We start from the raw sequence: 25,603 nt of genomic DNA on the forward strand, positions 1-25,603 counted from the left end.
TCGCCGGGGGATCGCCGCGGGATCGCCGCGGACCTGGCCCCGGACACTAATCGTCAAATTGACGAAATGGGGGTAGCATCGGTTCCATGAACACAGCGGAGCTTGGGTTGCCGGTGGACGTGCCGTCCACGGCGCTGTTCACCGACCACTACGAACTGACCATGCTGCAGGCCGCCCTCAAGGGCGGTACGGCCGGGCGGCGTTCGGTCTTCGAGGTCTTCACCCGGCGCCTTCCCCCGGGCCGCCGCTACGGCGTGGTCTGCGGCACCGGCCGGTTGCTGGACGCCGTGCGCAACTTCCGGTTCGACGAGAACCAGCTGGCCTTCCTCCGGGAGCGCGACATCGTCGACGCGACGACCCTGGAGTGGCTGTCGCGGTACCGGTTCGAGGGCGACATCTGGGGCTACCCGGAGGGCGAGGTCTACTTCCCCGGCTCGCCGATCCTGCGGGTCGAGGGCACCTTCGCCGAATGCGTGCTGCTGGAGACGGTGATCCTCTCGATCCTCAACCACGACTCCGCGATCGCCGCGGCGGCCTCCCGGATGGCCTCGGCGGCCGGCGGCCGGCCGCTGATGGAGATGGGCGCGCGCCGCACCCACGAGCTGGCCGCGGTCGCCGCCTCGCGCGCCGCCTACGTCGGCGGCTTCTCCTCCACCTCGGACCTGGCCGCCGGGTTCCGCTACGGCATCCCCACCATCGGCACCAGCGCGCACGCCTTCACCCTGGTCCACGACACCGAGCGGGAGGCCTTCACCGCCCAGGTCGACTCGCTGGGCCGCGGCACCACCCTGCTGGTGGACACCTACGACGTCGCCGAGGCGGTCGCCCTGGCGGTGGAGGTCGCCGGCCCCGAGCTGGGCGCGGTCCGGATCGACTCCGGCGACCTGCTGCTGGTCGCCCACCGGGTGCGGCAGCAGCTCGACGAGCTGGGCGCCGACCGCACCCGCATCGTGGTGACCTCCGACCTCGACGAGTACGCCATCGCCTCGCTGGCCGCGGCCCCGGTGGACGCCTACGGCGTGGGCACGCAGCTGGTCACCGGCTCCGGGCACCCGACCGCCTCGATGGTCTACAAGCTGGTCGCCCGGGCCACCTCGGACGACGCGGACGCGCCGCTGGAGCCGGTGGCCAAGAGGTCGAGCGGCGGCAAGCAGACCCTGGGCGGACGCAAGTGGGCCGCACGCCGGTTCGACGCGTACGGCGTGGCGGAGGCGGAGGTGATCGGTACGGGCGAGGTCCCCGAGGAGCTGTCCGCCGGGCAACTGCTGGTGGAACTGGTACGCAAGGGCGAGGTCGTGGGGCGTGAGCCGCTGGAGGCCGCCCGTGACCGCCACACGGCGGCCCGTGGCGCGCTGCCTATGTCCGCGACGCAGTTGTCGCGGGGCGAGCCGGTCCTCGCCACGGAGTACGTCCTCTGACGACGTGCGGCGGGCACGGGGCCGGGGTATGCAGCCGACGGCGGCTTGTCGCCGCTTGTCGCTGTTCCGGTCGTTTTTTCTACGGTGAAGATCGAAGGGTTGGTGCGGGGCGATGCGTCGAGCGTTGATCGTGGTGGACGTGCAGAACGACTTCTGCGAGGGGGGCAGCCTGGCGGTGACGGGCGGCGCGGACGTCGCCGCGGCCATCACCGAGCTGATCGGGCAGGCCGCGCCGGCCGGGGCCTACCAGCACGTGGTGGCCACGCGTGACCACCACGTCGCGCCGGGCGGGCACTTCGCGGACGACCCGGACTTCGTGAACTCGTGGCCGGCGCACTGCGTGGCGGGGACCGAGGGGGTCGGATTCCACCCGAACTTCGCGCCCGCCGTGGCCTCGGGTGCGGTGCACGCCGTCTTCGACAAGGGTGCCTACGCGGCCGCCTACAGCGGGTTCGAGGGCGCCGACGAGAACGGGGTCGGGCTGGCCGAGTGGCTGCGGGTACGCGAGGTGGACGAGGTCGACGTGGTGGGCATCGCCACGGACCACTGCGTGCGGGCCACGGCGCTGGACGCGGTGAAGGCCGGGCTGCGGACACGGGTGCTGCTCCCCCTCACGGCGGGGGTGGCCCGGCAGACCACGGAGCGCGCGCTGGAGGAGCTCCGCGGCGCGGGGGTCGACCTCACGGGCGACCCGGTGGTCGCCGGGGGCTGAGCGCCCCGGCGAGGGCCCGCGCTACGCCCAGGCGGGCGGCCGGCCCACCAGGCTGCGGATGGGGTGCCACGGGTGGTAGGCGACGCCCCGTACCGGCGCCTCGCGCCATATGAGCCCGTCGGGGTGGTGCAGGACCGCGGTGACCTCGTCGGGTGTCGGGGGCGCCGTGTTCCCGCGCAGGTACACGGCCCGCAGCCCGAGGTTCCGCAGCCGTGTGAGCGCCCGCGCCCGGTTCCGGGCATGCACCAGGACCCGCACCCGCTCGGGCGCGCCCCCGTCGCCGGGCCGCGGGAGGGTCAGGGCGACCACCACGCTGCCACTGGGCAGGCGCACGAATCCTGAGGACATGACGATGCCTCCCGTCGAACTTCCGAAAATTTCGATGAGAGGCATCTGAACACGTCCGGCGGCGCCCCCGCCAGGGGAACGCCGCCGAACGCAGTCTGACCTGCGGTTATGCAGTTGTCACCGAGAGTGCTCGGCGGACTACCGGGCCGCGGGGCCCACCTTGACCGTGATCGTGGAGCCGTCCTTGGCCTGCTTCACGAGCTCGATCCGGGTGTTGGTGTCGCTGACCTTGACGCCGCCCTGCGGGTTGGCCTCGTCGTAGTAGTCGTTCCTGGTGTCGTCGAAGACGGACACGCCGCGCAGCGACGGAACGACGACCGGGACGCCGGCCTTGTGCAGGGTGATGCCGCTGGTCCGCTTCAGGCTGAACGGCGAGTCGTACGCCTGCATCCGGTTGCGCAGCAGGGTGCCGTCGGTCCAGCGCAGCGCGTCCGGGTGGGCGTCGATCGGAAGGATCAGGCCCGCGCCCGGGTGCTTGCTGACGTTGTTGTCCGCCTGCGAGGTGTCCCACTTCCAGATCAGCATGCCGGTCTGGTAGGCGTAGTGCTCGACCCAGTCGGGACGGGTGGTGGACCAGCCGAAGTTGTACGGACCGGTCTTGAGGGTCTTGTCGTACCCGACGTGCTGGCGGTTCTCCACGATGTAGTACTGCTCGTAGAGACCGGTGATCTTGTCGCCCACGCGGGTGAACCCGTTGGAGGTCCAGCCCGCCGCCTCGGTCTCGGCGTCGTCGGAGAAGACCGCCGAACCGTCCGCGGTGATCGCGATGTTGTCGGCCACGAGCCCGGTGAGCATGTAGCCGCCGTCGGTCGCGTAGCGGAAGCGGACCTTGACGGCCTGGCCGGCGTACGCGTCCAGCGGGAACTCGAAGGACTCGTACTGCGAGATGGTGCCGTGCAGCGCCGGGGCGCCGCTGCCGTCGCGCGGGATCGCCGTGCCGTTCATGGTGCCGTCGACCGGCGTGTAGTTCGCGCCGCCGTCGGTGGAGACCTCGACGTAGAAGTAGTCGTAGTCCTGCTCGATGTCGTACCAGGCGTCGAAGCTGATCGCCGCGGTCGACTTGCCGGTCAGGTCCACATCACGGGTGAGCGTGTTGCGCAGGTCGTCACCGCTGCCGGTCCACCACTGCTTCTCGCCCTGCGCCGGCGGGTAGACCTCCGTGGAGACCTCCTTCTCCGGCAGCTCGACGATCAGGGCCTGGTCCTCGCGGGTGTTGTACGACTGGACGCCCAGCGTGGTCTTCGACGTGGACTTCGAGTCGACCAGCTTGTAGTCCAGCCAGCCCAGCTGCAGCTTGTCCCAGGCGTTCATGTCGCCGGGGAGGTTGCCGATCTGGCCGTCACCCGTGCCGAGCCACGAACCCGAGGACATCAGCGTCCAGAACCCCGTGGAGTTCTCGCCGCCCTGGGTGTCGTAGTGGTCCGGCAGACCGAGGTCGTGACCGTACTCGTGGGCGAAGACACCGAGGCCGCCGTTCTCGGGCTGGATGGTGTAGTCGCCGACCCAGACGCCGGTGTCACCGATCTGGGTGCCGCCGAGCTTGTTGCCCTCCGGGCCGGTGCGGCCGGCGTCGGTGCCGAACGCGTACCAGCGGTGGGCCCAGATGGCGTCCTCGCCCTGGGCGCCGCCACCGGCGGACTCGTCCTCACCGGCGTGCACGACCTGGAAGTGGTCGATGTAGCCGTCGGCCTCGTTGAAGTTGCCGTCGCCGTCGAAGTCGTAACGGTCCCACTGGTCGTACTCGGCCAGCCGGGCCTTGAGCTCCGCGGCGGTGGCGCCCTTCGCGGTCTCGGCGGCGAACCAGGCGTTCAGACCGTCCTGCACCGCGTTCCAGGCGCAGGGGTCGCACAGGTTCGAGCCGTAACGGGCCTCGTTGTAGGGCACCTTGACCCAGTCGGAGACCTCGCCGTCGACCGAGTAGCGACCCGAGGACTGCTTCTCGTAGTACGTCTTGAGGGACTCGCCCTCGCCGAAGTACATGTCCTCGAAGTGCTTCTGGTCGTAATCGGGCTGCCACTCGGTCGAGTTGTCGTTCGACCGGTCCGGCTCGGCGATCTCGTTGTGCAGCGGACCGGGGGTGCCGCCGTACGTGGGGTGAACCTGCTCACCGAACTCGACCAGGATGGTGAAGATCTTGTCGGTCTTCTCCCGGCCCAGCTCGACGTACTTGCTCTTGCCGTGCCGCTCCTGGAGCTTGACGACCTTGGAGCCGCCCTTCTCCTTGACCTCGGCCTTGCCGGCCAGGACCTTCTGGAGGGCCTGCTCCTTCTTGGCCTCCTGACTCTTGGTCAGGGGACCGTCGAAGTCGTGCTGGCGGTGCTCGCCCTTGGTCGGCGAGTCCGCCTTCGCGTTGATGGCCACGCCCGCGTCGGGCTGGGCCACCGCGAACGTCGAGAGACCCGCGCTCGCCGTCGCCAGGGCGACGGCAGTAGCGGCCGCTCGAAGCGCCCATCTGGATGCCACTTGAATTCCTCCCCCGCGTCCCCAACGCGCGTAGACAGATGTCCTGAGTACGGAGGTACCGAGTCCTGCTGTTCGGGGCAGGCAGGAGTCGCGCGCGGTGCTACGCGTGTGTCAAGTGGGAACATTTGACCGGAGGTTCGGTGGAAAAACCAGTCCTTGACTTGTCGTGAGCATTTCCTGTAAGCGGTCGCTCGGTCGGGCGCGTGGGCGCGCTCCGCGTGCGAGGCTCGTGCCTGCGTGCGCCCCCCGGTGCACCCGCCCGTCGAGGTGTGCCGCGCTTGACCGGCAGGTGGCTCGGGCATGTGCCGGGGAGACCGTGCCGAAGCAAGCCGCCCCTGTCGCCCACGTCCGAGGACACGATTGCCATGGCCCGTCCGTCCGTGATTCCCCCCGTGACTCCCTCCCTCGCGCAGCTGGTCCGCGGGACCGGCGCGGCGGTGCTGTGTACGACGGCGCTCCTGGCACTCACCGGGGCGAGCTCGGTCCCGGCGGTCGCGCTGATCGCCGTGCTCTCGCTCGTGGCCGGCGTGCTCGCGGCGACGGCCACCGGAACCGGCGGACGCGACGGCGGGGGTCGAGTTCCGGCCACCCGGCACGCGGCGGACGCCGAGCGGCGCCGGGAGCCCGCGCGGCGCTGACCCGCCGGGCGGCGCGCTCAGGCGTCGTTGGTGCTGACCACCACGGTCTTGGCCGCCTTGTCGTGCAGACCCTGCTTGAACGGCTTGTCGAAGAAGCTCCAGCCGCCCGCGACGGCGAGCCACAGGCAGGCGCAGCAGAACGCGAACGGCACCCAGAGCACCGCCGCGCGCAGCAGCGAGGTCGTCATCGACGGGGTGCTGCCGTTGTCCAGGTTGGCGACGCGCATCTTGAAGAGCTTCTTGCCGAGGGTCTGGCCGTTGCGCGCGGTCATCAGCGTGTCGTAGCCGACGTACAGGACGACGACGATGATGTCGCGGATCCAGAACTTGGCGGCGTCCACCCGGTCCGCGCTGAGTTCGTACTCGTCGACGTCGAACGCCCAGGCGAGCAGGCCCACCACGATGCCGACCAGCACCAGGTCGATCAGCCGGGCCAGCACGCGGCGGAGGCTGTCGGCGAGCGGGGGCATCCCGGCGAGCGGGTCGGGGGCGGTTCCGCCGTCGTAGGGGCCGCCGGGGCCGTACGCGCCGGTGGGGCCGTACCGGCCGTACTGGCCGCCCGGCGAGGCGGTCCCGCCGGGGTCGTACGGGCCGCCGGGGCCCGCGTTCCCGTGCGGCTGCGCGCCGCCGCCCTGGCCGCCCTGGCCGTCGTACGGGCCCTGGCCGTCGTACGGGCCCTGGCCACCCTGGCCGTCGTAGGGGCCCTGGCCGCCGGCGGGCGTGTCGTACGGACTGCCGGAGCCGGCGGTGTCACCCGTGTCACCTGCGCCACCCGCGCCACCCGCGCCACCCTCGGCGCCGCCGGACGGCGGGCGCTTGCGGAACGGGTCGTCGTCGTCCGGGGGCGGCGGGGGCGGGGGTTCGCTGCTCATGGCCCGAGTCGACCGCGCCGGGAGGACGCCCGCATCCGGCAGGGGGCCGTCCGGGGGAGGCGGCCTCACCGGGCAGGGGGACGGGGCCGTTAGATTGACCCCGTGTTCTCTCGCCTCTCACGCCCCAAGGCCGCCGCCCTCTGCGCCCTGCCCGCCGTCGCGCTGATCGCGGTCGCGGCGCTCGCCCCGCTGCCGTTCACGGTGGCGCGCCCGGGGATGACCGCGAACGTCCTCGGCGAACGGGACGGCAAGCCGGTGATCTCCATCGAGGGCGCCCGCACGGTGCCGGCCGACGGGCAGTTGCGGATGACCACGATCGAGGCGACCGGTCCCGACGCCGACGTCCGCCTCGCCGACGTGGTCGACGGGTGGTTCCGGACCGACGAGGCGGTCATGCCGACGGACGCCGTCTACCCGAGCGGGGACGACGTCGAGGAGATCGAGCGGTACAACGCCGAGCAGATGCGGCAGTCGCAGGACGACGCGACGGAGGCGGCGCTGGGATACCTGAGGCGCAGCCCCGAGGACGTGAAGGTGACGCTGCGCCTGGCGGACGTGGGCGGGCCCAGCGCGGGCCTGCTGTTCTCGCTGGGGATCGTCGAGAAGCTGGGCACCGACCTCGCGGGCGACACGGTGGTCGCCGGGACCGGCACGATCTCCCCCGAGGGCGCGGTGGGGACCGTGGGGGGTGTCGCGTTGAAGACGCGGGCCGCCGCACGCGACGGGGCGACGGTGTTCCTCGTCCCGCGCGCCGAGTGCCGTGACGCGCTCACCGAACTCCCGAAGGGCCTGCGCCTCGTCCCGGTCACCACGCTCCGCGGCGCCGTCACCTCCCTCGAGGCCCTCCGCACGGGCAAGGGCGACGTCCCCTCCTGCTGACCCTCCCGGCACGTCCCCCCGGACCCCCTACAGGGCCTCGGCCTCCCGGGCGGCCGGCAGCCGGGCGGCCTGTTCCACGAGGGGTATGACGCGCAGCGGAACCGCGTTCTCCATCACGATGGCCGTGGACGCCCTGACGATGCCGTCGAAGCCGACGACGAGGTCGATCACCCGCTGGAGGTCGGCGTTGGACCGGGCGACCAGCCGGCACAGCATGTCCCCGCTCCCCGTGGTGGTGTGCAGCTCCAGCACCTCCGGGACGGAGGCCAGGTGCACCCGCACCGCCGCCCCGCTCCCCTGCCGGATCTGCAGCGTGGCGAACGCCGTCACCGGATAGCCCAGCGCCGCGGGGTCGACGTCGGGGCCGAACCCGCGGATCACCCCGCGCGCCTGGAGCCGGTCCAGCCGCGCCTGCACCGTGCCGCGGGCCACACCGAGACGGCGTGACATCTCCAGCACCCCCAGCCTCGGCTCCCTCGCCAGCAGCGCGATGATGCGCCCGTCCAGACCGTCGATCCCCATGGACCGCCCCCACCGATGGTCATCCTGTACACAACCGCCGCCCTGGCGGTCCCATGACTGTGCAACCTGCGCAGCGAAAAAGCCATGGATTGCGCACCTTGCGGTTCGGGGTGACCCTGCCCACATGACGCAGACCACACACCACGCTCCCGACACCGCACGGCAGGCCGACCCCTTCCCGGTGAAGGGGATGGACGCGGTCGTCTTCGCCGTGGGCAACGCCAAGCAGGCCGCCCACTACTACTCGACCGCCTTCGGCATGCGCCTGGTGGCCTACTCCGGACCGGAGAACGGCTCCCGGGAGACGGCCAGTTACGTCCTGGAGAACGGCTCGGCCCGGTTCGTGTTCACCTCGGTGATCAAGCCGTCCACCGACTGGGGCCGCTTCCTCGCCGGCCACGTCGCCGAGCACGGCGACGGCGTCATCGACCTCGCCCTCGAGGTGCCGGACGCCCGCGCCGCGTACGCCTACGCCATGGAGCACGGGGCCCGCTCGGTCGCCGAGCCGTACGAGACGAAGGACGAGCACGGCACCGTCGTGATCGCCGCCATCGCCACCTACGGCGAGACCCGCCACACGCTGGTCGAGCGCGCCGGCTACTCGGGCCCCTACCTGCCGGGCTACCGGGCCGCCGCGCCGGTCGTGGAGCCGCCGGCGGAGCGTACCTTCCAGGCGATCGACCACTGCGTGGGCAACGTCGAGCTCGGCCGGATGGACGAGTGGACCGAGTTCTACCGCCGGGTCATGGGCTTCACCAACATGAAGGAGTTCATCGGCGACGACATCGCCACCGAGTACTCCGCGCTGATGTCCAAGGTCGTCGCGGACGGCACGCTGAAGGTGAAGTTCCCGATCAACGAGCCGGCGATCGCGAAGAAGAAGTCGCAGATCGACGAGTACCTCGAGTTCTACGGCGGTCCGGGCGTGCAGCACATCGCGCTCAACACCAACGACATCGTCCGCACCGTGCGGACGATGCGGGCGGCGGGCGTCGAGTTCCTCGACACCCCGGACTCGTACTACGACACCCTCGGCGAGTGGGCCGGGGAGACCCGGGTCCCGGTGGAGACGCTGCGCGAGCTGAAGATCCTGGTGGACCGCGACGAGGACGGCTACCTGCTGCAGATCTTCACCAAGCCGGTCCAGGACAAGCCGACGGTCTTCTTCGAGATGATCGAGCGGCACGGCTCCATGGGCTTCGGCAAGGGCAACTTCAAGGCGCTCTTCGAGGCCATCGAGCGCGAGCAGGAGCGCCGCGGCAACCTCTGACCCCGACTGCGCCCGGTCCGAGGGGGCGCTCCGCCACGACGGCGGGGCGCCCCCTCGGCGTCAGTCCCCGGCGACGAAGGTGTGCGCCGCCTTGTCGTGCCACGCCTGCCGCCAGGGGCGGTCGACCACCGCCCAGAAGAGCCCGACCACGCCGATCACCAGCAGGGTGGGAATCGTCCCCACCGCCCACCGCAGCAACGCGCCGCCGAACGACGGCGGTTCGTGGCCCTCGATGTCGCGGACCTGGAGGCCGAGCGCCTTCTTGCCCAGCGTCCGCCCCGTCCGCGACGTCGGCAGCACCTCCAGCAGCACGCCCGCGAGCAGCAGCACCCCGAGGACGACCGCCAGGTGGACGCCGGTGGTGCCGTCCACCAGCCAGACGGTGACCTGCTCCCCGGAGAGCCGGGCGGCCTCCACCTTCGCCTCGATGTGCTCCCACGCCCGCATGCCCAGCGGAACCGCCGCCGCCGAGGTGACCGCGCCGACCAGCAGGGCGTCGATGAGCCGCGCCGCGATCCGCCGGCCCAGCCCGGCCGGACGGGCCGAGGCCTGGCGCCGGGCGGCCGCGGTGAACGGGTCCTCCGTCACCGGCTTCCACGGCGCCGGAGCGGGCGCGGGCGCCTGCCCGGCCTGCTGCGGTCCGGCCTGCTGCGGCGGCCACTGCGTGGTCGCGACGGGGACCGGGGCGGGGGCCGGGACCGGGGCGGGGGCCGGAGCAGGGGCGGGGACGGGGGCGGGGGCGGGTGCCGCAGCCGGTGCCTGAGCGGGGGCCGCCTGCTGCGGGCCCTGCGGTCCGGCGGGCGACTGCCCGGCCGCCGGGCGGGTCCCGAAGACCATCGTGCCCTCACGCGAGGGCCCCTGGTCGGGCCTCCCGTCCTCCACCACCCGCGGGTCGGACGCCTCCGGCCCCGGCGAACCCCACGACACCGGCCGCGGACGCTCCGCCGCGCCCGTGCGCACCGCGTCCCAGCCCGAACCGGTCGCGGCGGGCGGGAAGTTGCCCGCCTCGGGCGCCGGGGCGGGGGCCGGGCGCTGCGGCGCGGGCGCCGCCGGGGCGGGCGCGGGCGCCGGGAGCACCGGGGTCCGGCCCGTCTCGGGCGCCATCTCGGTGACGATCTCGTCGCTGTCGTCGAGGAACTGGGGCCCCGTCTCCTCCACGCCCCGCGCCTGGGGGACGGACGCCGCCGGGGGGACCGGGGCGGACGGAGCGGCCCCGGCCGCGGAGTAGGAGCCGTGGGCGGGAGCCGGGGACGGAGCCGGCGCGGGAGCCGGAGCCGGCGCGGGGGCCGGAGCGGGCCTGGCCGGCGGCGCGGCGGGCACCACCCCCGGCGGCGGGGGCAGCGGCCGTCCGTCCGCCGGGGCCGGGCGGCTGGTGCCCGGCACCCAGGCCGAGCCGTTCCAGTACCGGACGTATCCGGGAATGGACGGGTCCGGGTAGTAACCCTCACGGGGCGTGTCGTCACCGGGGGCCGGGGTGGGCGCACTCATGTCCGTCGTGTCCGGTATCTGCTCGGGATTCGAATCGGGGTTACCCACACATACCAGAACGGCGCACCCGGCACTGCCCGTCCGGCCGTACGAGCCCCGAACGGGTTGATCTTCGCTGCGGGTTCACCCGGATCGGTGGTCCCTTGGGACGTGAAGGCGGGCATGACGCGGGCGCGGCGAAAAAGTTTCCGTGAGTCGCGTAATGCCCGGGGCGCACGGCCCTCTCCTTCCACAGAGACACAGAGCCGCTGGGAGAGGAGCCCCATCATGCGCACCGTGGTGGAACGAGAGCTGACCATGAAGATGATCATGTCGTCGGACCGGTACGCGCCGGTCGCCGCCCGGCTGCGGTACGCCACCGACGACCCGTTCGCCGTCCACGTCGCCTTCCACTCCGGCACCGACCGGCCGGTGCACTGGTCGTTCGCCCGCGACCTGCTGATGGAGGGCCGGTTCCGGGCCTGCGGGCAGGGCGACGTGCGGGTGTGGCCGGGGCGCGGTGTGGAGGGGGGCGCGCCGGTGGTGCTGCTGGCGCTCTCCTCGCCCTGCGGGGACGCGCTGCTGGAGGCACCGGCGGGCGAGGTGGCCACCTGGCTGGCGCACACCCTGCGCGTGGTGCCCCGGGGCCGGGAGGGCGAGCTGCTCGACCTGGACGGCCCGCTGGCCGAGCTGCTCGCCCTGGAATGAGCCCCGGATCGAGCCCTGGAGTGGGCCCCGGATCGGGGCTGGGAGTGGTCGCCGGAGCGAGCCCTCAGAACAGCTTCCCGGGGTTGAGCAGCCCGAGCGGGTCGAAGGCGTCCTTCACGGCCCGCTGGAGCTCCATGGCGACCGGCCCCGCCTCCCGGGCCAGCCACTCCTTCTTGAGCACGCCGACACCGTGCTCACCGGTGATGGTCCCGCCGAGTTCCAGCCCCAGCGCCATGATCTCGTCGAACGACTCCCGGGCGCGCCGCGATTCCTCGGGGTCGGCGGCGTCGAAGCAGACGGTGGGGTGCGTGTTGCCGTCGCCGGCGTGGGCGCAGACGCCGATGGTGAGCTGGAACTTGGACGCGATGCGCTCGACGCCCTCCAGCATCTCGGCGAGCCGGGAGCGGGGCACGCACACGTCGTCGATCATCGTGGTGCCCTTCACCGCCTCCAGCGCGATCAGGCTCAAGCGCCGCGCCTTGAGCAGCAGTTCCGACTCGGCCGGAGTGTCGGCGGGCACCACCTGGGTGGCGCCGGCCGCCTCGCAGAGGGCGCCCACGGCGGCCAGGTCGGCGGACGGGTCGCCGGTGTCGAAGGCGGCGAGCAGCAGCGCCTCGGTCTCCTCCGGAAGCCCCATCCTGGACAGGTCGTTGACCGCCTTGACGGTGGTGCGGTCCATCAGCTCCAGCAGCGAGGGCACGTGGCCGCCCTCCATGATCCTGCAGACGGCGTCGCAGGCCGCCGCCGCGGAGCTGAACTCGGCCGCCAGCACGAGCTGCTGCGGCGGCTTCGGCCTGAGCGCCAGGACCGCCTCGACGACCACGCCGAGCGTCCCCTCGGAGCCGACGAAGAGCCGGGTCAGGTCGTAGCCGGCGACGCCCTTGGCGGTGCGGCGCCCGGTGGTCAGCAGCCGGCCGTCGGCGAGCACGACCCGCAGGCCGAGAACGTACTCGGCGGTCACCCCGTACTTCACGCAGCACAGGCCGCCGGAGGCGGTGCCGATGTTGCCGCCGATGGTGCACATCTCCCAACTGGAGGGATCCGGCGGGTAGTGCAGGCCCTGCTCCTCGACCGCGCGGGAGAGGGCGGCGTTGATGACGCCGGGCTCCACGACCGCGTACCGGTCGACCGTGTTGATCTCCAGGATGCGGTCCATCCTGATCAGCGAGAGCACGACGCACCCGTCGGTGGCGTTGGCCGCGCCGGAGAGTCCGGACCGGGCGCCCTGCGGCACCACCGGGACGCGCAGCTCGGTGGCGGTGCGCATCACGTGCTGGACCTGTTCGGTGGTGCGCGGCAGGACCACGACGGCGGGAGTGCCGGCCGGGCAGAAGCTGGCCATGTCGTGCGAGTAGGAGGCGGTGACGTCGGGGTCGGTCAGGACGGCGTCCTCGGGGAGGCCGTCCAGCAGTCGGGTGATCAGGTCACGGCTCATGGGCCCAGGGTGGCAGCGGGCGGGCGGCGGGGGAACCCTCGGGCGGCCGACGCGCGGGCGGCGGGCGCCGTGGGCCGGCACCGCGGCGAGCCGGTCGGCCTGCCCGGATTCTGGACGGCATCTTCCGCTCAGCGGACCGGCTTCGCTACTGTCGCGCCCACGAACACGGCCCGCGGCAGCGTCGCCCGGCGCGTGGTTCTCGCGAATTTCGCCTGCCGGCGCCGGCCGCCGACCTCACCAACGAAGGAGTGGGCGTCGTGACCGCGGAGACCTCCCAGACCCTGGACCGGGGACTACGTGTCCTCAAGCTGCTCGCCGACACCGACCACGGCCTGACCGTCACCGAGTTGTCGCAGCGGCTCGGGGTCAACCGGACGGTCGTGTACCGCCTGCTCGCCACGCTGGAGCAGCACTCGCTGATACGCCGCGACCTCGGCGGGCGGGCCCGGGTCGGGCTGGGCGTGCTGCGGCTGGGCCGCCAGGTCCATCCGCTGGTCCGCGAGGCGGCCCTGCCGGCGCTGCGGTCGCTGGCCGAGGACATCGGGGCGACCGCCCACCTCACCCTCGTCGACGGCGCGGAGGCGCTGACGGTCGCGGTGGCCGAGCCGACCTGGACGGACTTCCACGTCGCCCACCGCCCGGGACACCGGCACCGGCTGGAGCAGGGCGCCGCCGGGCGGGCCATCCTCGCCGCCCGGCGTGAGGCGGACCCCGGGTTCACGCTGGTCCGCGGGGAGGGGGACACCGGTACCTGCGCGGCGGCGGCGCCGCTGCTCGGGGTGACGGGGGTGGAGGGCAGCGTCGGCGTGGTGATGCTCTCCGACGCGGTACCCGAGCGGGTGGGCCCCCGCGTCGTCGAAGCGGCCCGCGAGGTCGCCGAGGCCCTCGGCTGACCCCACCGCACGCGGGACACGGCGGGCGGGGTCAGCGCATGCGGGTGGCCCACTCCTGGACCTTGGCGATCCGCGCCTGGAGCTGACCGGCGGTGGCCTCGGCGGCCGGCGGCCCGCCGCAGACCCGGCGCAGCTCCGTGTGGATCACCCCGTGCGGCTTCCCGCTCTGGTGGACGTACGCGCCGACGAGGTTGTTGAGCTGCCGCCGCATCTCCATCATCTCCTTGTGGCTCACCACCGGCCGCCGGTCCGCCGGCAGCTCCAGCAGGTCGGCCTCCTCGGAGGGCTTGCGCCGGCTGTGCGCGATCTGCCGCTGCTGCCGCTTCTGGAGCAGCAGCTGGACCTGGTCGGGCTCCAGCAGCCCCGGGATGCCGAGGTAGTCCTGCTCCTCCTCGCTGCCCGGATGGGCCTGCATGCCGAACTCGGCGCCGTCATAGAGGACCCGGTCGAAGACCGCGTCGGACTCCAGCGCCTCGAACGGCAGCATGTCCTGCTCGCCGGTGTCCTCGTCCTGCTCCTTGTTGGCCTCCGCCATCTCCTTCTCGGACTCGGCGTACGGGTCCTCCTCGCCGTGCTTCTTCGGCCGGTCGAGGGCGTGGTCCCGTTCCACCTCCATCTCGTTGGCGAAGGTCAGCAGGTCCGGCACGGTCGGCAGGAAGACGGAGGCGGTCTCGCCCCGGCGCCGCGACCGCACGAAGCGGCCGACGGCCTGGGCGAAGAACAGCGGCGTGGAGATGGTGGTGGCGTACACGCCGACCGCCAGGCGCGGGACGTCGACGCCCTCGGACACCATGCGGACGGCGACCATCCACCGTTCCTCGCTCTGGCTGAACTCGTCGATCCGCTTGGACGCGCCGGTGTCGTCGGAGAGGACCAGGGTGGCCTTCTCCCCGGTGATGTCGCGGATCAGCTTGGCGTAGGCGCGGGCCGACTCCTGGTCGGAGGCGATCACCAGGGCGCCCGCGTCGGGGATGCCCTTGCGGACCTCGCTGAGCCGCTGGTCGGCGGCGCGCAGCACCGCGGGCATCCACTCGCCCTTGGGGTCGAGGGCGGTCCGCCACGCCTGGCTGACCGCGTCCTTGGTCATCGGCTCACCGAGACGGGCGGCGATCTCGTCGCCCGCCTTGGTGCGCCAGCGCATGTTGCCGCTGTACGACAGGAAGATCACCGGACGGACGACGCCGTCTCCGAGGGCCGAGCCGTAGCCGTAGGTGTAGTCGGCGGAGGAGCGGCGGATCCCGTCGTTGCCCTCCTCGTAGGTGACGAAGGGGATCGGGTTGGTGTCCGACCGGAACGGCGTACCGGTGAGCGCGAGCCGCCGGGTGGCCGGCTCGAACGCCTCCAGGCATGCCTCGCCCCAGGACTTGGAGTCGCCGGCGTGGTGGATCTCGTCGAGGATCACCAGGGTCTTGCGCTGCTCGACGCGGTTGCGGTGCAGCATCGGGCGCACGCCGATGCCGGCGTAGGTGACGGCGACGCCGTCGTACTCCCGGCCGAGCGGGCCCGCGCTGTACTCGGGGTCGAGCTTGATGCCTATCCGGGCGGCGGCCTCCGACCACTGCTTCTTCAGGTGCTCGGTGGGCGCCACCACGGTGACCTGCTGGACCACGTGGTGGTGGAGCAGCCAGGACGCCAGGGTGAGGGCGAAGGTCGTCTTGCCGGCGCCGGGGGTGGCCACCGCGAGGAAGTCGCGGGGCTGCTCCTCCAGGTACTTCTGCATGGCCCCCTGCTGCCAGGCGCGCAGCTTGCCGGCGGTGCCCCAGGGGGCACGGCCCGGGAACGCTGGCGACAGGTGCGTGGAGGGGGCGGGGACGCTGTATCCGGCGGAAGTAGTCACGGTCTCCGGTTCGGGGGATCGGTTACGCGAGGACGACCGAGCAACCTTATCGGTGGCCCGGCCGCCTCCCCGCCGCTACCACACCGCGCCCACCCCCGATGGGACCGACCTCACACCGCGCCGGCCGCGGACCCGTCGTCCGCCAGGTCCCCCAGGGCCTGGGCGATGTCCTTGAGCTCCTCCATGCGCCCGGTCGAAACCGCGATCACCAGGCGTTCACCCGCGTCGATGTCAGGCCGTAGCTGCACACCGTTGATCGCGAGGAAGACCATGCAGGACACCCAGGCGGTGCGCTTGTCACCGTCGACGAACGGACGGTTCACCGCGAGCGACTGAAGCAGCGCCGCCGCCTTCTCGAGCAGGCCCGGGTAGGCCTCCTCCCCGAACATCGCGGCCGAGGGCCTGTGTACCGCGGACTCCAGCAGGCCCACGTCGCGGAGGCGGACCTGCTGGTCGTCGACGGCCGCGTCGGCGATCTCCAGGACGTTCTCGGAGCTGAGATACACCACGCTCACTTGAGCCGCTCCAGCAGCTCCGCCCACTTGGCGGTCTGCTCCTTGGCGGCCTTGCGGACCAACGCGTCGTGCGCCGTCCGGGCCAGGTAGTCGTCGACGGCCCTGAGCAGTATGGCGTGCATGCTGACCCCCTCCTCCTCGGCGCGCAGCTTGAGGGCCTCGGTCTGGTCGTCGCGGAGACGCAGGTTCATAGCCATACCACAACGGTACCACTCCTGGTACCAGACTGGTACCGGAACAGGGTCTCCGTCCGGTCACCGTCGGCCGAGGACAGCGGGGTCGCTTCGTCGGGCAGGCCCGGACCGGCGGCACCGCTCAGGACCGCGGGGACGGGGCCGCCCGCCCCCTCACGCGCGCAGGCGGCGGGTGACCTGGATGCCGCCGAGGGCCAGCAGGGCCGCGAGGGCGAAGACGGCGGCGAAGGCGGCCGGGTGGGAGCCGCCGGACGCGGCGGTGGTGGCGTGGGCGACGGTGCCGCCGCCGAGGGCCGCGAAGGCGGCGCCCGCCACGGCGAGCAGCATCACGTTGGCCAGGCCGTCGGAGATCTGCAGGGCGGCGGAGTTGGTGCCGGCCTCGTGCGGCGGGGACAGCTTCAGCAGCAGGACGCTGGTGGAGGCGATGACCAGGCCCATGCCGAAGCAGCCGAACGACCACACCAGGGCCACCCACCAGGCGGGCACGGCCTCGATCAGCACGGCGGGCACCGCGACGATGGCGAGGACGACCAGCGTCATGCCCAGGGTGACCAGCCGCTCCCGGTGCCGCTCCAGGCGGGGCCGGGACTGCACCCAGGACCCGGTGGCCCAGGTGAGGCCGCCGGCCGCGAGGGAGAAGCCGGCCCAGATGGGCGACATGTCCCGCTGGGTGACCAGCATCAGCGGGATGAACGATTCGGCTCCGATGAACGCGCCGGACGCCACGCCGCGCAGCAGGACCACCGAGGGCAGGCCGCGCGCCGAGCGCCACGTCCCGGGCGGGAGCAGGCCGAGGACGGCCGGCACCAGCAGGGCGAGGCCCAGGACCGCGGGGGCGAGGGAGAACCAGCGCAGGTCCTGCGCGGCGTACTGGAAGAGGCCGGCGCCGATCGAGACGGCGAGCGCGAGGCGGATCCGGCGCGGGTCGGCCGTCGCGGCGGCCCCCTCGTCGGTCGGACCGGACGCGCGGCGGCGGATCTCCGGCAGGGCCAGCGCCAGCGGGAGCAGGATTATCACCGGGATGCCGAGGAACACCCAGCGCCAGCCGAGGTGTTCGGTGACGGTGCCGGAGGCCAGCGGCCCGACCACCGACGGCACCACCCAGCTCGCCGCGAACGCCGCCATGATGGCGGGCCGCAGCCGCTCCGGGTAGGCCCGGCCGATCACCACGTACAGCGCGACGATCACCAGCCCGCCGCCGAGGCCCTGGACCGCGCGGCCGAGCACGAACACCCACATCGTCCCGGACAGTCCGGAGATCACCAGGCCCGCGCCGAACGAGGCGATGCCGAGCGCCACCGGACCGAGCGGGCCGCGCCGGTCGGCCCACTGGCCGGAGACCACCATGCCGAAGAGGCTGGTGGTGAAGAACGCGGAGAAGGCGAAGGCGTACAGCTCCACGCCGTTCAGTTCGCGGGCCGCGACCGGCATCGCGGTCCCGACGGCGGTCGCCTCGAAGGCGATCAGCAGGACGACGGAGACGATGCCGATGCTGAGCGCCCGGTGGGAGCGGCCGAGGACGGACTCCTCGGGGTGCGTGTCGAGGGGGTCCGGGACGACGTCGTTGTCGCGGGAGGAGTCGAGGGGGCGGCTGGTCATGCCGCAAGCGTAAGGGGCGAGCCGGACGGTCGCTCCTGTCTCTCCGCCCGGTCCGCCGCGAACCGTTCATGAACGGGGTGTGGCAGTCCCGTTGCGGGCCCGCCCGATCGCTTGAGCCGCGCCGCGCGGGGCCCGTAGCGTCATGGACGTCGCCACCAGGACCGCGTGCCCGAGTGGCCCAGGGACTGGACTGCAAATCCAGGCACGCGGGTTCGAATCCCGCCGCGGTCTCCACCGCGGCGCGCCCCGCCGGAGGTCAACCCGGCGGGGCGCGCCGCGTTTCCGGGCCGGGCCCCTGCCGGCGCTCCCCCGCCGCGGCCCGCTGCCCACGCCCGCCGCCGACACCTGCTGCCGACACCTGCTGCCGAATGACGCCGCCCCGCGCCCCCGGCATACCGGGGAGCGCGGGGCGGAGCGGGGCGGCGCGGAGTCAGCCGCCGGTGACGACCGCGGCCTGGGGACGGATGGGGAGGCGGTTGACGAGGCGTCCGGTGGCGGCGCGGACGGCGGACGCGATGGCCGCCGGGGCGGTGACCACCGGCACCGTGGAGACGGACTTGGCGCCGAACGGGGCCACCACGTCCCGCTCCTCGACCAGCCGGACCAGCCGCACGTCGGGCGCGTCCAGTGCCGTGGGCAGGGCGTACCCGCCGAGGTCCGGGTGGCGGACCGCGCCGCGCTGCGTGCGCAGGTTCTCCGTGAGGGCGATGCCCACGCCCTGGGTGAGGCCCGACTCGATGCGCGCCCGCACCTGCGCCGGGTTCAGCACCCGCCCCACGTCCTGCGCGACCGCCAGCTCGACGACCCGCACCGCGCCGGTCTCCACGTCGACGTCGACCACCGCCCGCACCGCGCAGAACACGAGCCCCACGTAGGCGTCGCCCTGCCCGTTCGCGTCCAGCGGCTCGGTCGGATGGGGGCGGCACTGGGCGGTGGCCCAGAGCTCCTTGCCGGCCAGTGCCTCGACCACCGTGGTCGACAGCACCCCGTCGTACGAGGTGATCTTCCCCTCGGCGATCTGCAGCAGCTCGGTGGACATGCCGAACTGGTGGGCCAGCGGCTGCAGCAGCTGCGTGCGGACCATCTTCGCGGCCCGCTCCACCGCCCCCGCCGAGACCCAGGTGTGCCGGCCCCTGCTGCCCGCGCCGGCGGACGGCTGGTCGGTGTCCACGGGGGCGACCACCACGTCCTCGACGCCCAGGATCTCCTGCACGATCTGCCGGGCCAGCGTGGCGAAGCCCTGACCGGACTCGACCGCCGCGCACAGCACCGTGCCGACGCCGTCCTTGACCTTCACCGTCGCGGTGGAGACCTCGTCGGAGCCCTCCGCGGCCAGCAGGTGCACCATGCCGACGCCGTAGCCGACGCCGCGCCGCACCGCCGACGGATCGCCCGGCCCCTCCGGGCCGCCGGGCAGCAGCCACTCCTCGACCGGGGTGTCCTTGGGCAGCTCCGGCATCGGCGCCTCACGCACCGCGGCCAGCAACTCGGCGACCGGCGCCGGGCAGGTGACGGTCTGCCCGGTGGGCAGCACGTCGCCGGTGGCCAGCACGTTGCGGGCCCGCAGCTCCGCCGGGTCCAGGTCCAGCTTCCGGGCCAGCTTGTCCATCTGCGCCTCGTACGCCGCGCACACCTGGAGGGCGCCCTCGCCGCGCACGTACCCGGACGGCGGGTTGTTGGTGCGCACCGCCCAGCCCTCGACGAACGCGTGCGGCACCACGTACGGCCCGCAGGCGAAGGCGACCGCGGCGGCCAGCGCCTCCGCGGAGGCCTCCGCGTAGGCACCGCCGTCCAGCAGGATCTGCGCCTCCACCTTGACCAGCCGCCCCTGCGCGTCGGCGTGGTGCCGGTAGCGCAGCAGCGTCGGGTGGCGGTGGGTGTGGCCGAGGAAGGAGTCCTCACGGCTCACCGCCAGCTTCACCGGGCAGCCGGTGCGCAGCGCCAGCAGGCCCAGCGGCAGCAGGAAGGCGGGGTCCTCACGGTCGGCGTCCGCACCCGGCACTCCGGTGACGACGACCCGGACGCGCTCCGGCTCCAGCCCGTAGCAGGCGGCGGCCGCGTCGCGGTGGGCGTGGGGGTCGGTGGAGCCGACGTAGAACTCGACGCCGCCGTCCGGCCGCGGCACGGCCAGCCCGGCCTCCGCGCCGACCGGAGCCGGGTCCTGCCGGCCGATCCGGTAGGTCCCCTCGACCACGATCTCCCCGGTGGCCTCCGGGTCGCCGTGGTGCAGCGGGATGTGCCGGATCAGGTTGCCGTCGGGGTGCAGCGGCTCCGCCTCGAAGGCGAGTTCGGGATCGGTGACCGGGTCGAGGATCTCGTACTCGACGATCACCGCGGCGGCGGCCATCCGCGCGGTGTCGGGGTGGTCGGCGGCGACCGCGGCGATCGGCTCGCCGTGGTGGCGGACCACCCCGGAGGCGAACACCGGCCGGTCGGGGCCCGCGGGCCCGCGCCCGTGCAGCGCCTCGCCGGGCACGTCCTCGGCGGTGATCACGGCGTGCACGCCGGGCATCTCGCGGGCGTGCGTGGTGTCCACGGACAGGATCCGCGCGTGCGGGTGCGGGGAGCGGAGCACGGCGGCCCACAGCAGGCCCTCGGCCCACAGGTCGGCGGCGTAGGCGAAGGTGCCGGCCGTCTTGGCGTCGACGTCGTCGCGCGGGAGGGACGCGCCGATGCCGTGGAGCGGACCGGTCCCGTCAGCGGCGGCGGTGACGGTGTCGAAGCTCACGCGTGGTCTCCGTCCTCGGCGTCGTCGGCGTACTCGCCGTACGCGGTGTCGCCGGCGTCCCGGAAGGGCGTCCCGTCGTCGAGTTCCGCCTCGGCGTCCTGGAGGGCGCGGCGCTCGGCCACGACCTGCTCGACGGCGTCCAGCACGCCGCCGTAGCCCGAGCAGCGGCACAGGTTGCCGCTGAGCGCGGTGCGGGCGTCCAGACGGGTGGGCGCCGGGTTGCGTTCCAGCAGGTCGTGCACGGTCATCGCCATGCCGGGGATGCAGAAGCCGCACTGCACGGCGCCGCAGCGGGCCAGCGCGCGCTGCACGTCGGAGGGCTGCCCGGTCTCGTCCGGCAGGCCCTCCACGGTGCGCACCTCGCTGCCGGCCGTGGTCACGGCGGGCACCAGGCAGGAGGCGACCAGCCTGCCGTCCACCTGCACGTTGCAGGCGCCGCACTCGCCCTGCGAGCAGCCGTCCTTGGCGCCCGCCAGGCCGAGCCGCTCCCGCAGCACGTACAGCAGCGACTCGCCGAGCCACGCGTCGGTGACCGGGCGGTCCGCGCCGTTGACGCGGAGCACGTAGGAGGCGAGGGGGCGGTCGTCCTGGAGCGGCGCGTGGAGCGGCGGCTGCTCGTCGGCGTCCGCCTCCACGTCCGCGCCGGGCTCCGCGGGCGCCGCGGGCTCCTCGCCCGGGGTGGCGCCGGCCCCGTGCGGGGCGTCGCCGGCCTCGTGGGGGGCGTCGCCGGGGACCTCCGGCGCGGGCTCCTCCGCCCGCACCGCCTCGGCGGCGGCCTCGCGCGGTTCCGCGGCGTCGCCGCCGTCGTGCTCGTGCTGCTGCGGGACCCAGGCCTGGGCGTGGTCGGACTCCCAGGCACCGGTGGTGTGGCCGGTGTGGGCGGAGTCCCACTGGGCGCTGTCGTACGGGCTCTCCCCCTGGCCCCACTGGGAGCCGGCGTCCGGGTAGACCGCCGCGTCGGACCACTGGCGGGCGCCCTCCTGTCCCGGCGGGGCGGCCGGGGGCGCCGCCGCGGCGTCCGGCTGGTGCCAGGCGGCGGGCGCCGTGGGCGCCGCGGGGTCGGCGGTCTCCGCGGCGTGCGGGACCGTCGTTATGCGCGGCGGGACGAACCCGTGGCCGGGCGCGGCGAGCAGGGCGTCGATGCCGCCCTCCGGCAGCTCCACGAAGGCCGTGGCGCCGTCGTCGTACTCGCCCTGGGGCAGCGGGTCCCAGCGGCTCGGACCGCCCGGGGCTCCGTTCCCCTCGTGCTGTTCGTCGGTCACGACAGAGCCCTCCCCAGTGCTCGTCGGGCCAGCGCGGCGACGGTGCGCCGCAGGTGCTGGACGGCGGGGGGCAGCTTCTGCACGGTGCCGTCCTCGGCGGGGACCGGGTCGGGGATGCAGGCGGCTGCCACGTAGTCGCCGAAGGCGGTGACGGCGTCCGGGACCAGGGCCCGGCTGTTGTCCCAGTCGATCAGGCCGGCGATCCACTGCTCGGCCTCCAGCGGCCGCAGCGGCATCGGGGCGACCGCGCCGACCGCGCAGCGCACGGCGCGGCGGCCCGGGTCGAGGACCAGGGCGACGGAGGCGGTGGCCCGGCCGGGGCCGGTGCGGCCGGTCGCCTTCAGGAACACCTGCGGCGCGTGCAGCAGCGGGACCCGGACGTAGCCGATCAGTTCACCGCCGCGGAGCATCTCCACACCCGCCAGCAGGTGCGAGACGGGCACCTCGCGGCGGGCGCCGCCGGGGCCGGCCACGATCACCGTGGCCTCCAGCGCGGCCAGCACCGGGAGCGCGTCGCCGGTCGGCGCGGCCGAGGCGATGTTGCCGCCGAGGGTGCCGGCGTTGCGGATCTGCGGCGGGCCCGCGGTGCGGGCGGCGGCGGCGAGACCGGGGATCAGCGCGGCGAAGTCCGGGCGGCCCATGCGGGCGTGGGTGAGGCCGGCGCCGAGCAGGGCGTGGCCGTCCTGGTACTGCCAGCCGCGGATCTCGGCGATGCGGCCGAGGCCGACGAGGGCGGAGGGACGGAGGCGACCGGAGTTGACGGCGGCCATCAGGTCGGTGCCGCCGGCGACCGGGACGGCGGTGGGCGTTGCGGCGAGCGCGTCGACGGCCTCGTCCAGTGACGCGGGTAGGGTCACGGCCTGCGGCGCGTGTGGCGCGTGCGGCACGTGCGGTGTGTGCGTGGTCAAACCGGCTTGCCCCTTCCCGCTTCCCCCGGCCTGGAACCGCCTTGTGCCTGTTCCTCGGCGTTGTGACCGTACGGTACGTGCTGACAGGGCGGACGTGGCAACTCTGGCACATCATCCCTCCCACCTGTCGCCGCCCCCCGCCCCTCCCGCAGGCCGCCGCACCACACCCCACCGTCCCGCGGTCACCGCACCACACCGCGCCGCCGCTCTGCGGGCGGCTGGGCCACACCCCACCGTCCCGCGGTGACCGCGCCACACCCGCCGCCCTGCGGGCGGCTGGGCCGCCCAGGGGGCGGCACGGGCGGGCGCAGGGCGGCGCCCTCGCGGCAAGCGGTCCGCTCCACACCCCACCGTCCCGCGGTCACCGCACCACACCCCGCCGCCGCTCTGCGGGCGGCTGGGCCACACCCCACAGTCCCGCGGTGACCGCGCCACACCCGCCGCTCTGCGGGCGGCTGGGCCGCCCAGGGGGCGGCACGGGCGGGCGCAGGGCGGCGCCGTACGCGGCGAGCGGTCCGCTCCACCAAGCCCAAGCGGGCGGCGCCGTACACGGCGTGACCTCACTGCGGCGTGCACAAGCCGGGCCCCGGCGGACAGCACTGTTCATCCCCCGACCCGCCCCCTTCCCAAGGGGCTCAGCTTCCGCGGAGCGAGCCGTCACGTGCGCACGTGAGGCCTGCGCCCACCCTCCCCCAAGCTCTCGACTTCGCTCGAGCAGGGGGCACCCCCATCGCCCTTGGCGGCACGATTGCCCGCAGACGGAAGGGCGGGAGCTCCGCACCGCACGGCGGCACGATTGCCCGCAGACGGAACGGGCACGGTTCACCCACCGCACGGCGGCTCCGCGGACGGGAGGGAGGGCGTGGGCTGCGCAGCACGCGGAGGCACGACCGCCGCCGGCGGCACCACGCCGCCACGCACCGCAAGGCGCCCCCGCAGGGGGAAGGCCCTGCCCCCGGCACCGCGCGGCGGCGGGGGTCAGGGGCCGGGGAGGGGGCGGCCGAGGAGGCCGGGGCGTTGCTGCCAGGGGTGGGGGCCGGTCAGCGGGCGGTACTCGACGCCGAGGGCGTCGAGGCGCGCGAGGTGGGTGGCCAGGCGCGCCGGGAAGCCCCGCCGGCCGGACGACCAGGCGACCTCCGCAAACGCCGCGAGCCGCGGGAAGAGCTGGTAGTCGGCACGACGCCCGTCCTCCACCACCTCGGTCCAGAGGTTAGCCTGAACCCCCAGCACCCGCTCCCGGTACGCGTCCAGCTCCACCGGCACCGGCTCGAACCCGTGCACGTCCTCCACCGTGCGGACGAAGCCCAGCGGCACCGGCTCCCCGTCCCCCGCCGCCTGCCGGTGGTCGAGGTACACGTGCTGCTCGGGGCAGACGACGACCTCGTGGCCCGCCTTCGCCGCCGCGACACCGCCCTGGTAGCCCCGCCAGGAGGACACCACGGTCCCCTCCGGCAGCGGCCGTCCCCCGTCGAGGATCTCGTCCCAGCCGACCATCCGCCGCCCGCGCCCGGCGAGCCACCGCGCGAAGTGCGCCGTGAACCAGGCCTGGAGCCCGTCCTCGTCGCCGACGCCCAGTTCCCGGATCCGCGCCTGCGCGGTCGCCGAGGCGCGCCACTCCTCCTTGGGGCATTCGTCCCCGCCCAGGTGCACGAAAGGCGCCGGGAAGATCTCCAGAACCTCCTCCAGCACCTCCTCGTAGAAGCGCAGCACCCGCTCGGTGGGGGCGAGGACGTGCGGGCTGATGCCCCAGGTGTCCCAGACGCCGAGCGCGGCCGTGTCGACCGCGTCCGTGTTCCCCAGCTCGGGGTGGGCGGCGATCGCGGCCTGGGAGTGGCCGGGGATGTCGATCTCGGGGACGACGGTGACGTGCCGCGCCGCCGCGTAGGCGACGATCTCCCGCAGGTCGTCCTGCGTGTAGTACCCGCCGTGCGGGCGTTCGTCCCACAGCGGCGAGGCACGGTGGCCCAGCTTGGTCCGCGGACGCCACGCGCCGACCTCGGTGAGCCGGGGGTGGCGGCGGATCTCGATCCGCCAGCCCTGGTCGTCGGTGAGGTGGAGGTGGAGGACGTTCAGCTTGTGCCCGGCCATCAGGTCGACGATCCGCAGCACGCCGTCCTTGGGCATGAAGTGCCGCGCCACGTCGAGCAGCAGGCCGCGCCAGCGGAAACGGGGCGCGTCCTCGATCCGGACCTCGGGCACGACGGCCGTCGCCCCGGGGCGGACCGGCGCCCGGCGGAAGGCGTCGGGCCCGAGGAGCTGGCGGAGCGTCTGCGCGCCCCAGAACACCCCGGCCGGCCCGCCGGCGCGGATCTCCACGCCGGTGACCGGGTCGACGTCCAGCCGGTGGGCCTCCGGCTCCAGGGCGTCGTCGAGCACCAGACGCACTGCGGGGCCCTCGCCCCCGCCCCCGGCGGGGGCGGGCGGGAGCTGCAGCGCGTACGCGGCGCCCAGGACCGAACGCAGCCAGAGGGCGGTGCCCTCCGTGCCGGGTGCCGCCTCCAGGACGGTGCGCTCGTCGAGCGCGAAGCCACGCCCCGTGCCGCGGACCTCCGCGGCACGGGGCAGTGGGACGAGACCGGGGTCGATGCCGCCGGGACGGGACCCGGCGTCGCCGCTGCTCACCTTGCCGTACCGGCTACTTGCCGCCCTTGCCGCCCTTGCCGCCTTGGTCGTCGCCGCCGGCGCCCATGGACTCGTAGATCTCCTTGCACATCGGGCACACCGGGTACTTCTTCGGGTCGCGACCCGGGACCCAGACCTTGCCGCAGAGCGCCACGACGGGCGTGCCGTCCAGCGCGCTCGCCATGATCTTGTCCTTCTGGACGTAGTGGGCGAAGCGCTCGTGGTCGCCGTCGCCGTGCGACGTCTTCGGGGTCGGTTCGACCAGCGTGCCGGTGCCGGTGCCGCGCTCGGGCTCGAGAGTGCTCATGGGTGC

Annotated in this window: 22 protein-coding genes and 1 tRNA gene; 8 read left to right on the forward strand and 15 right to left on the reverse strand. The window is 73.9% G+C overall.

Annotated features, from left to right (window positions below; all coding sequences use genetic code 11):
- Positions 1–86 precede the first annotated feature (86 nt).
- Both GBN72_RS30140 and GBN72_RS30145 read left to right on the forward strand, forming a co-directional pair.
- Positions 87–1,418, forward strand: a complete 1,332-nt coding sequence (locus GBN72_RS30140; RefSeq protein WP_151775112.1) for a nicotinate phosphoribosyltransferase — start codon at positions 87–89, stop codon at positions 1,416–1,418.
- A 112-nt stretch (positions 1,419–1,530) separates the two neighbouring features.
- Positions 1,531–2,130 carry an isochorismatase family protein gene (locus GBN72_RS30145; RefSeq protein ID WP_151775113.1) on the forward strand — a complete coding sequence of 200 codons (600 nt, stop codon included), beginning with the start codon at positions 1,531–1,533 and terminating at the stop codon, positions 2,128–2,130.
- Positions 2,131–2,151: 21 nt separating this feature from the next.
- Here the strand turns inward: GBN72_RS30145 and GBN72_RS30150 are convergent, their stop codons facing one another.
- Together GBN72_RS30150 and GBN72_RS30155 are read right to left on the reverse strand one after the other, a co-directional pair.
- Entirely contained in the window at positions 2,152–2,478 is a 327-nt protein-coding gene (locus GBN72_RS30150) for a hypothetical protein (RefSeq protein ID WP_246212998.1), read from the reverse strand.
- A gap of 138 nt (positions 2,479–2,616) precedes the next feature.
- Entirely contained in the window at positions 2,617–4,941 is a 2,325-nt protein-coding gene (locus GBN72_RS30155; RefSeq protein ID WP_151775115.1) for an immune inhibitor A domain-containing protein, read from the reverse strand.
- 392 nt (positions 4,942–5,333) lie between these two features.
- Here GBN72_RS30155 and GBN72_RS30160 point away from each other — a divergent pair, with 392 nt between their 5' ends.
- Positions 5,334–5,579, forward strand: a complete 246-nt coding sequence (locus GBN72_RS30160; protein ID WP_151775116.1) for a hypothetical protein — start codon at positions 5,334–5,336, stop codon at positions 5,577–5,579.
- Between the two features lie 17 nt (positions 5,580–5,596).
- Here the strand turns inward: GBN72_RS30160 and GBN72_RS30165 are convergent, their stop codons facing one another.
- Positions 5,597–6,451, reverse strand: a complete 855-nt coding sequence (locus tag GBN72_RS30165; RefSeq protein ID WP_151775117.1) for an RDD family protein — start codon at positions 6,449–6,451, stop codon at positions 5,597–5,599.
- A 102-nt stretch (positions 6,452–6,553) separates the two neighbouring features.
- Here GBN72_RS30165 and GBN72_RS30170 point away from each other — a divergent pair, with 102 nt between their 5' ends.
- Positions 6,554–7,330, forward strand: a complete 777-nt coding sequence (locus tag GBN72_RS30170; protein WP_151775118.1) for a S16 family serine protease — start codon at positions 6,554–6,556, stop codon at positions 7,328–7,330.
- A gap of 27 nt (positions 7,331–7,357) precedes the next feature.
- On the opposite strand, the gene GBN72_RS30175 is transcribed toward GBN72_RS30170, so the two are convergent.
- Positions 7,358–7,852 (reverse strand): Lrp/AsnC family transcriptional regulator, encoded by a 495-nt coding sequence (locus GBN72_RS30175; RefSeq protein ID WP_151775119.1) that lies wholly within the window; start codon positions 7,850–7,852, stop codon positions 7,358–7,360.
- Between the two features lie 124 nt (positions 7,853–7,976).
- Between GBN72_RS30175 and hppD the strand changes: the two genes are divergently transcribed.
- On the forward strand, positions 7,977–9,122 hold the full coding sequence (gene hppD, locus GBN72_RS30180) for a 4-hydroxyphenylpyruvate dioxygenase (protein WP_151775120.1): 1,146 nt from the start codon (positions 7,977–7,979) through the stop codon (positions 9,120–9,122).
- Positions 9,123–9,182: 60 nt separating this feature from the next.
- Here the strand turns inward: hppD and GBN72_RS30185 are convergent, their stop codons facing one another.
- Entirely contained in the window at positions 9,183–10,610 is a 1,428-nt protein-coding gene (locus GBN72_RS30185; RefSeq protein WP_151775121.1) for an RDD family protein, read from the reverse strand.
- A 267-nt stretch (positions 10,611–10,877) separates the two neighbouring features.
- On the opposite strand from GBN72_RS30185, the gene GBN72_RS30190 reads away from it, so the two are divergent.
- Complete coding sequence (locus GBN72_RS30190; protein ID WP_174887229.1) at positions 10,878–11,297, forward strand: SsgA family sporulation/cell division regulator; 420 nt, start codon at positions 10,878–10,880, stop codon at positions 11,295–11,297.
- 64 nt (positions 11,298–11,361) lie between these two features.
- Here the strand turns inward: GBN72_RS30190 and GBN72_RS30195 are convergent, their stop codons facing one another.
- Positions 11,362–12,732 (reverse strand): FAD-binding oxidoreductase, encoded by a 1,371-nt coding sequence (locus tag GBN72_RS30195; RefSeq protein WP_151775122.1) that lies wholly within the window; start codon positions 12,730–12,732, stop codon positions 11,362–11,364.
- Positions 12,733–12,989: 257 nt separating this feature from the next.
- Here GBN72_RS30195 and GBN72_RS30200 point away from each other — a divergent pair, with 257 nt between their 5' ends.
- On the forward strand, positions 12,990–13,625 hold the full coding sequence (locus GBN72_RS30200) for an IclR family transcriptional regulator (protein ID WP_151775123.1): 636 nt from the start codon (positions 12,990–12,992) through the stop codon (positions 13,623–13,625).
- 31 nt (positions 13,626–13,656) lie between these two features.
- Here the strand turns inward: GBN72_RS30200 and GBN72_RS30205 are convergent, their stop codons facing one another.
- The 4 genes from GBN72_RS30205 to GBN72_RS30220 all read right to left on the reverse strand — a co-directional run bounded on the left by GBN72_RS30205 (position 13,657) and on the right by GBN72_RS30220 (position 17,770).
- On the reverse strand, positions 13,657–15,462 hold the full coding sequence (locus GBN72_RS30205; protein WP_151775124.1) for a DEAD/DEAH box helicase: 1,806 nt from the start codon (positions 15,460–15,462) through the stop codon (positions 13,657–13,659).
- A gap of 110 nt (positions 15,463–15,572) precedes the next feature.
- Positions 15,573–15,977 carry a type II toxin-antitoxin system death-on-curing family toxin gene (locus GBN72_RS30210; RefSeq protein WP_151775125.1) on the reverse strand — a complete coding sequence of 135 codons (405 nt, stop codon included), beginning with the start codon at positions 15,975–15,977 and terminating at the stop codon, positions 15,573–15,575.
- Positions 15,974–16,174: a ribbon-helix-helix protein, CopG family gene (locus GBN72_RS30215; protein WP_151775126.1), complete on the reverse strand. Its 201-nt coding sequence runs from the start codon at positions 16,172–16,174 to the stop codon at positions 15,974–15,976. The genes GBN72_RS30210 and GBN72_RS30215 overlap by 4 nt, the downstream gene beginning before the upstream one ends.
- A gap of 150 nt (positions 16,175–16,324) precedes the next feature.
- Positions 16,325–17,770 carry an MFS transporter gene (locus GBN72_RS30220; protein ID WP_151775127.1) on the reverse strand — a complete coding sequence of 482 codons (1,446 nt, stop codon included), beginning with the start codon at positions 17,768–17,770 and terminating at the stop codon, positions 16,325–16,327.
- Positions 17,771–17,929: 159 nt separating this feature from the next.
- Between GBN72_RS30220 and GBN72_RS30225 the strand changes: the two genes are divergently transcribed.
- Positions 17,930–18,004, forward strand: a tRNA-Cys gene (locus GBN72_RS30225).
- Positions 18,005–18,200: 196 nt separating this feature from the next.
- Here GBN72_RS30225 and GBN72_RS30230 read toward each other — a convergent pair.
- From GBN72_RS30230 to GBN72_RS30255, 5 genes are all read right to left on the reverse strand, one after another.
- Entirely contained in the window at positions 18,201–20,498 is a 2,298-nt protein-coding gene (locus GBN72_RS30230) for a xanthine dehydrogenase family protein molybdopterin-binding subunit (protein WP_151775128.1), read from the reverse strand.
- Complete coding sequence (locus GBN72_RS30235) at positions 20,495–21,760, reverse strand: (2Fe-2S)-binding protein (protein WP_151775129.1); 1,266 nt, start codon at positions 21,758–21,760, stop codon at positions 20,495–20,497. The genes GBN72_RS30230 and GBN72_RS30235 overlap by 4 nt, the downstream gene beginning before the upstream one ends.
- Positions 21,757–22,647, reverse strand: a complete 891-nt coding sequence (locus GBN72_RS30240; RefSeq protein ID WP_151775210.1) for an FAD binding domain-containing protein — start codon at positions 22,645–22,647, stop codon at positions 21,757–21,759. Before GBN72_RS30240 ends, GBN72_RS30235 begins: the two co-directional genes overlap by 4 nt.
- 999 nt (positions 22,648–23,646) lie before the next feature.
- A complete protein-coding gene (locus tag GBN72_RS30250; RefSeq protein WP_281372027.1) occupies positions 23,647–25,290 on the reverse strand; it encodes a beta-N-acetylhexosaminidase in 1,644 nt (547 codons plus the stop codon).
- A gap of 13 nt (positions 25,291–25,303) precedes the next feature.
- The gene (locus GBN72_RS30255; protein WP_151775131.1) at positions 25,304–25,597 is read right to left on the reverse strand and encodes a DUF3039 domain-containing protein; all 294 of its coding nucleotides are present in this window, start codon (positions 25,595–25,597) and stop codon (positions 25,304–25,306) included.
- Positions 25,598–25,603 lie beyond the last annotated feature (6 nt).

Origin of the sequence: Streptomyces abyssomicinicus, assembly GCF_008974245.1 — a bacterium.
Taxonomy (GTDB): Bacteria; Actinomycetota; Actinomycetes; order Streptomycetales; family Streptomycetaceae; genus Streptomyces; species Streptomyces abyssomicinicus.

Coding starts and splice junctions, on each gene's coding strand:
- GBN72_RS30140 (WP_151775112.1), top strand. CDS start 87: ATGAACACAGCGGAGCTTGGGTTGCCGGTGGACGTGCCGTCCACGGCG.
- GBN72_RS30145 (WP_151775113.1), top strand. CDS start 1,531: ATGCGTCGAGCGTTGATCGTGGTGGACGTGCAGAACGACTTCTGCGAG.
- GBN72_RS30150 (WP_246212998.1), bottom strand. CDS start 2,478: ATGTCCTCAGGATTCGTGCGCCTGCCCAGTGGCAGCGTGGTGGTCGCC.
- GBN72_RS30165 (WP_151775117.1), bottom strand. CDS start 6,451: ATGAGCAGCGAACCCCCGCCCCCGCCGCCCCCGGACGACGACGACCCG.
- GBN72_RS30175 (WP_151775119.1), bottom strand. CDS start 7,852: ATGGGGATCGACGGTCTGGACGGGCGCATCATCGCGCTGCTGGCGAGG.
- hppD (WP_151775120.1), top strand. CDS start 7,977: ATGACGCAGACCACACACCACGCTCCCGACACCGCACGGCAGGCCGAC.
- GBN72_RS30185 (WP_151775121.1), bottom strand. CDS start 10,610: ATGAGTGCGCCCACCCCGGCCCCCGGTGACGACACGCCCCGTGAGGGT.
- GBN72_RS30190 (WP_174887229.1), top strand. CDS start 10,878: ATGCGCACCGTGGTGGAACGAGAGCTGACCATGAAGATGATCATGTCG.
- GBN72_RS30195 (WP_151775122.1), bottom strand. CDS start 12,732: ATGAGCCGTGACCTGATCACCCGACTGCTGGACGGCCTCCCCGAGGAC.
- GBN72_RS30215 (WP_151775126.1), bottom strand. CDS start 16,174: ATGGCTATGAACCTGCGTCTCCGCGACGACCAGACCGAGGCCCTCAAG.
- GBN72_RS30220 (WP_151775127.1), bottom strand. CDS start 17,770: ATGACCAGCCGCCCCCTCGACTCCTCCCGCGACAACGACGTCGTCCCG.
- GBN72_RS30255 (WP_151775131.1), bottom strand. CDS start 25,597: ATGAGCACTCTCGAGCCCGAGCGCGGCACCGGCACCGGCACGCTGGTC.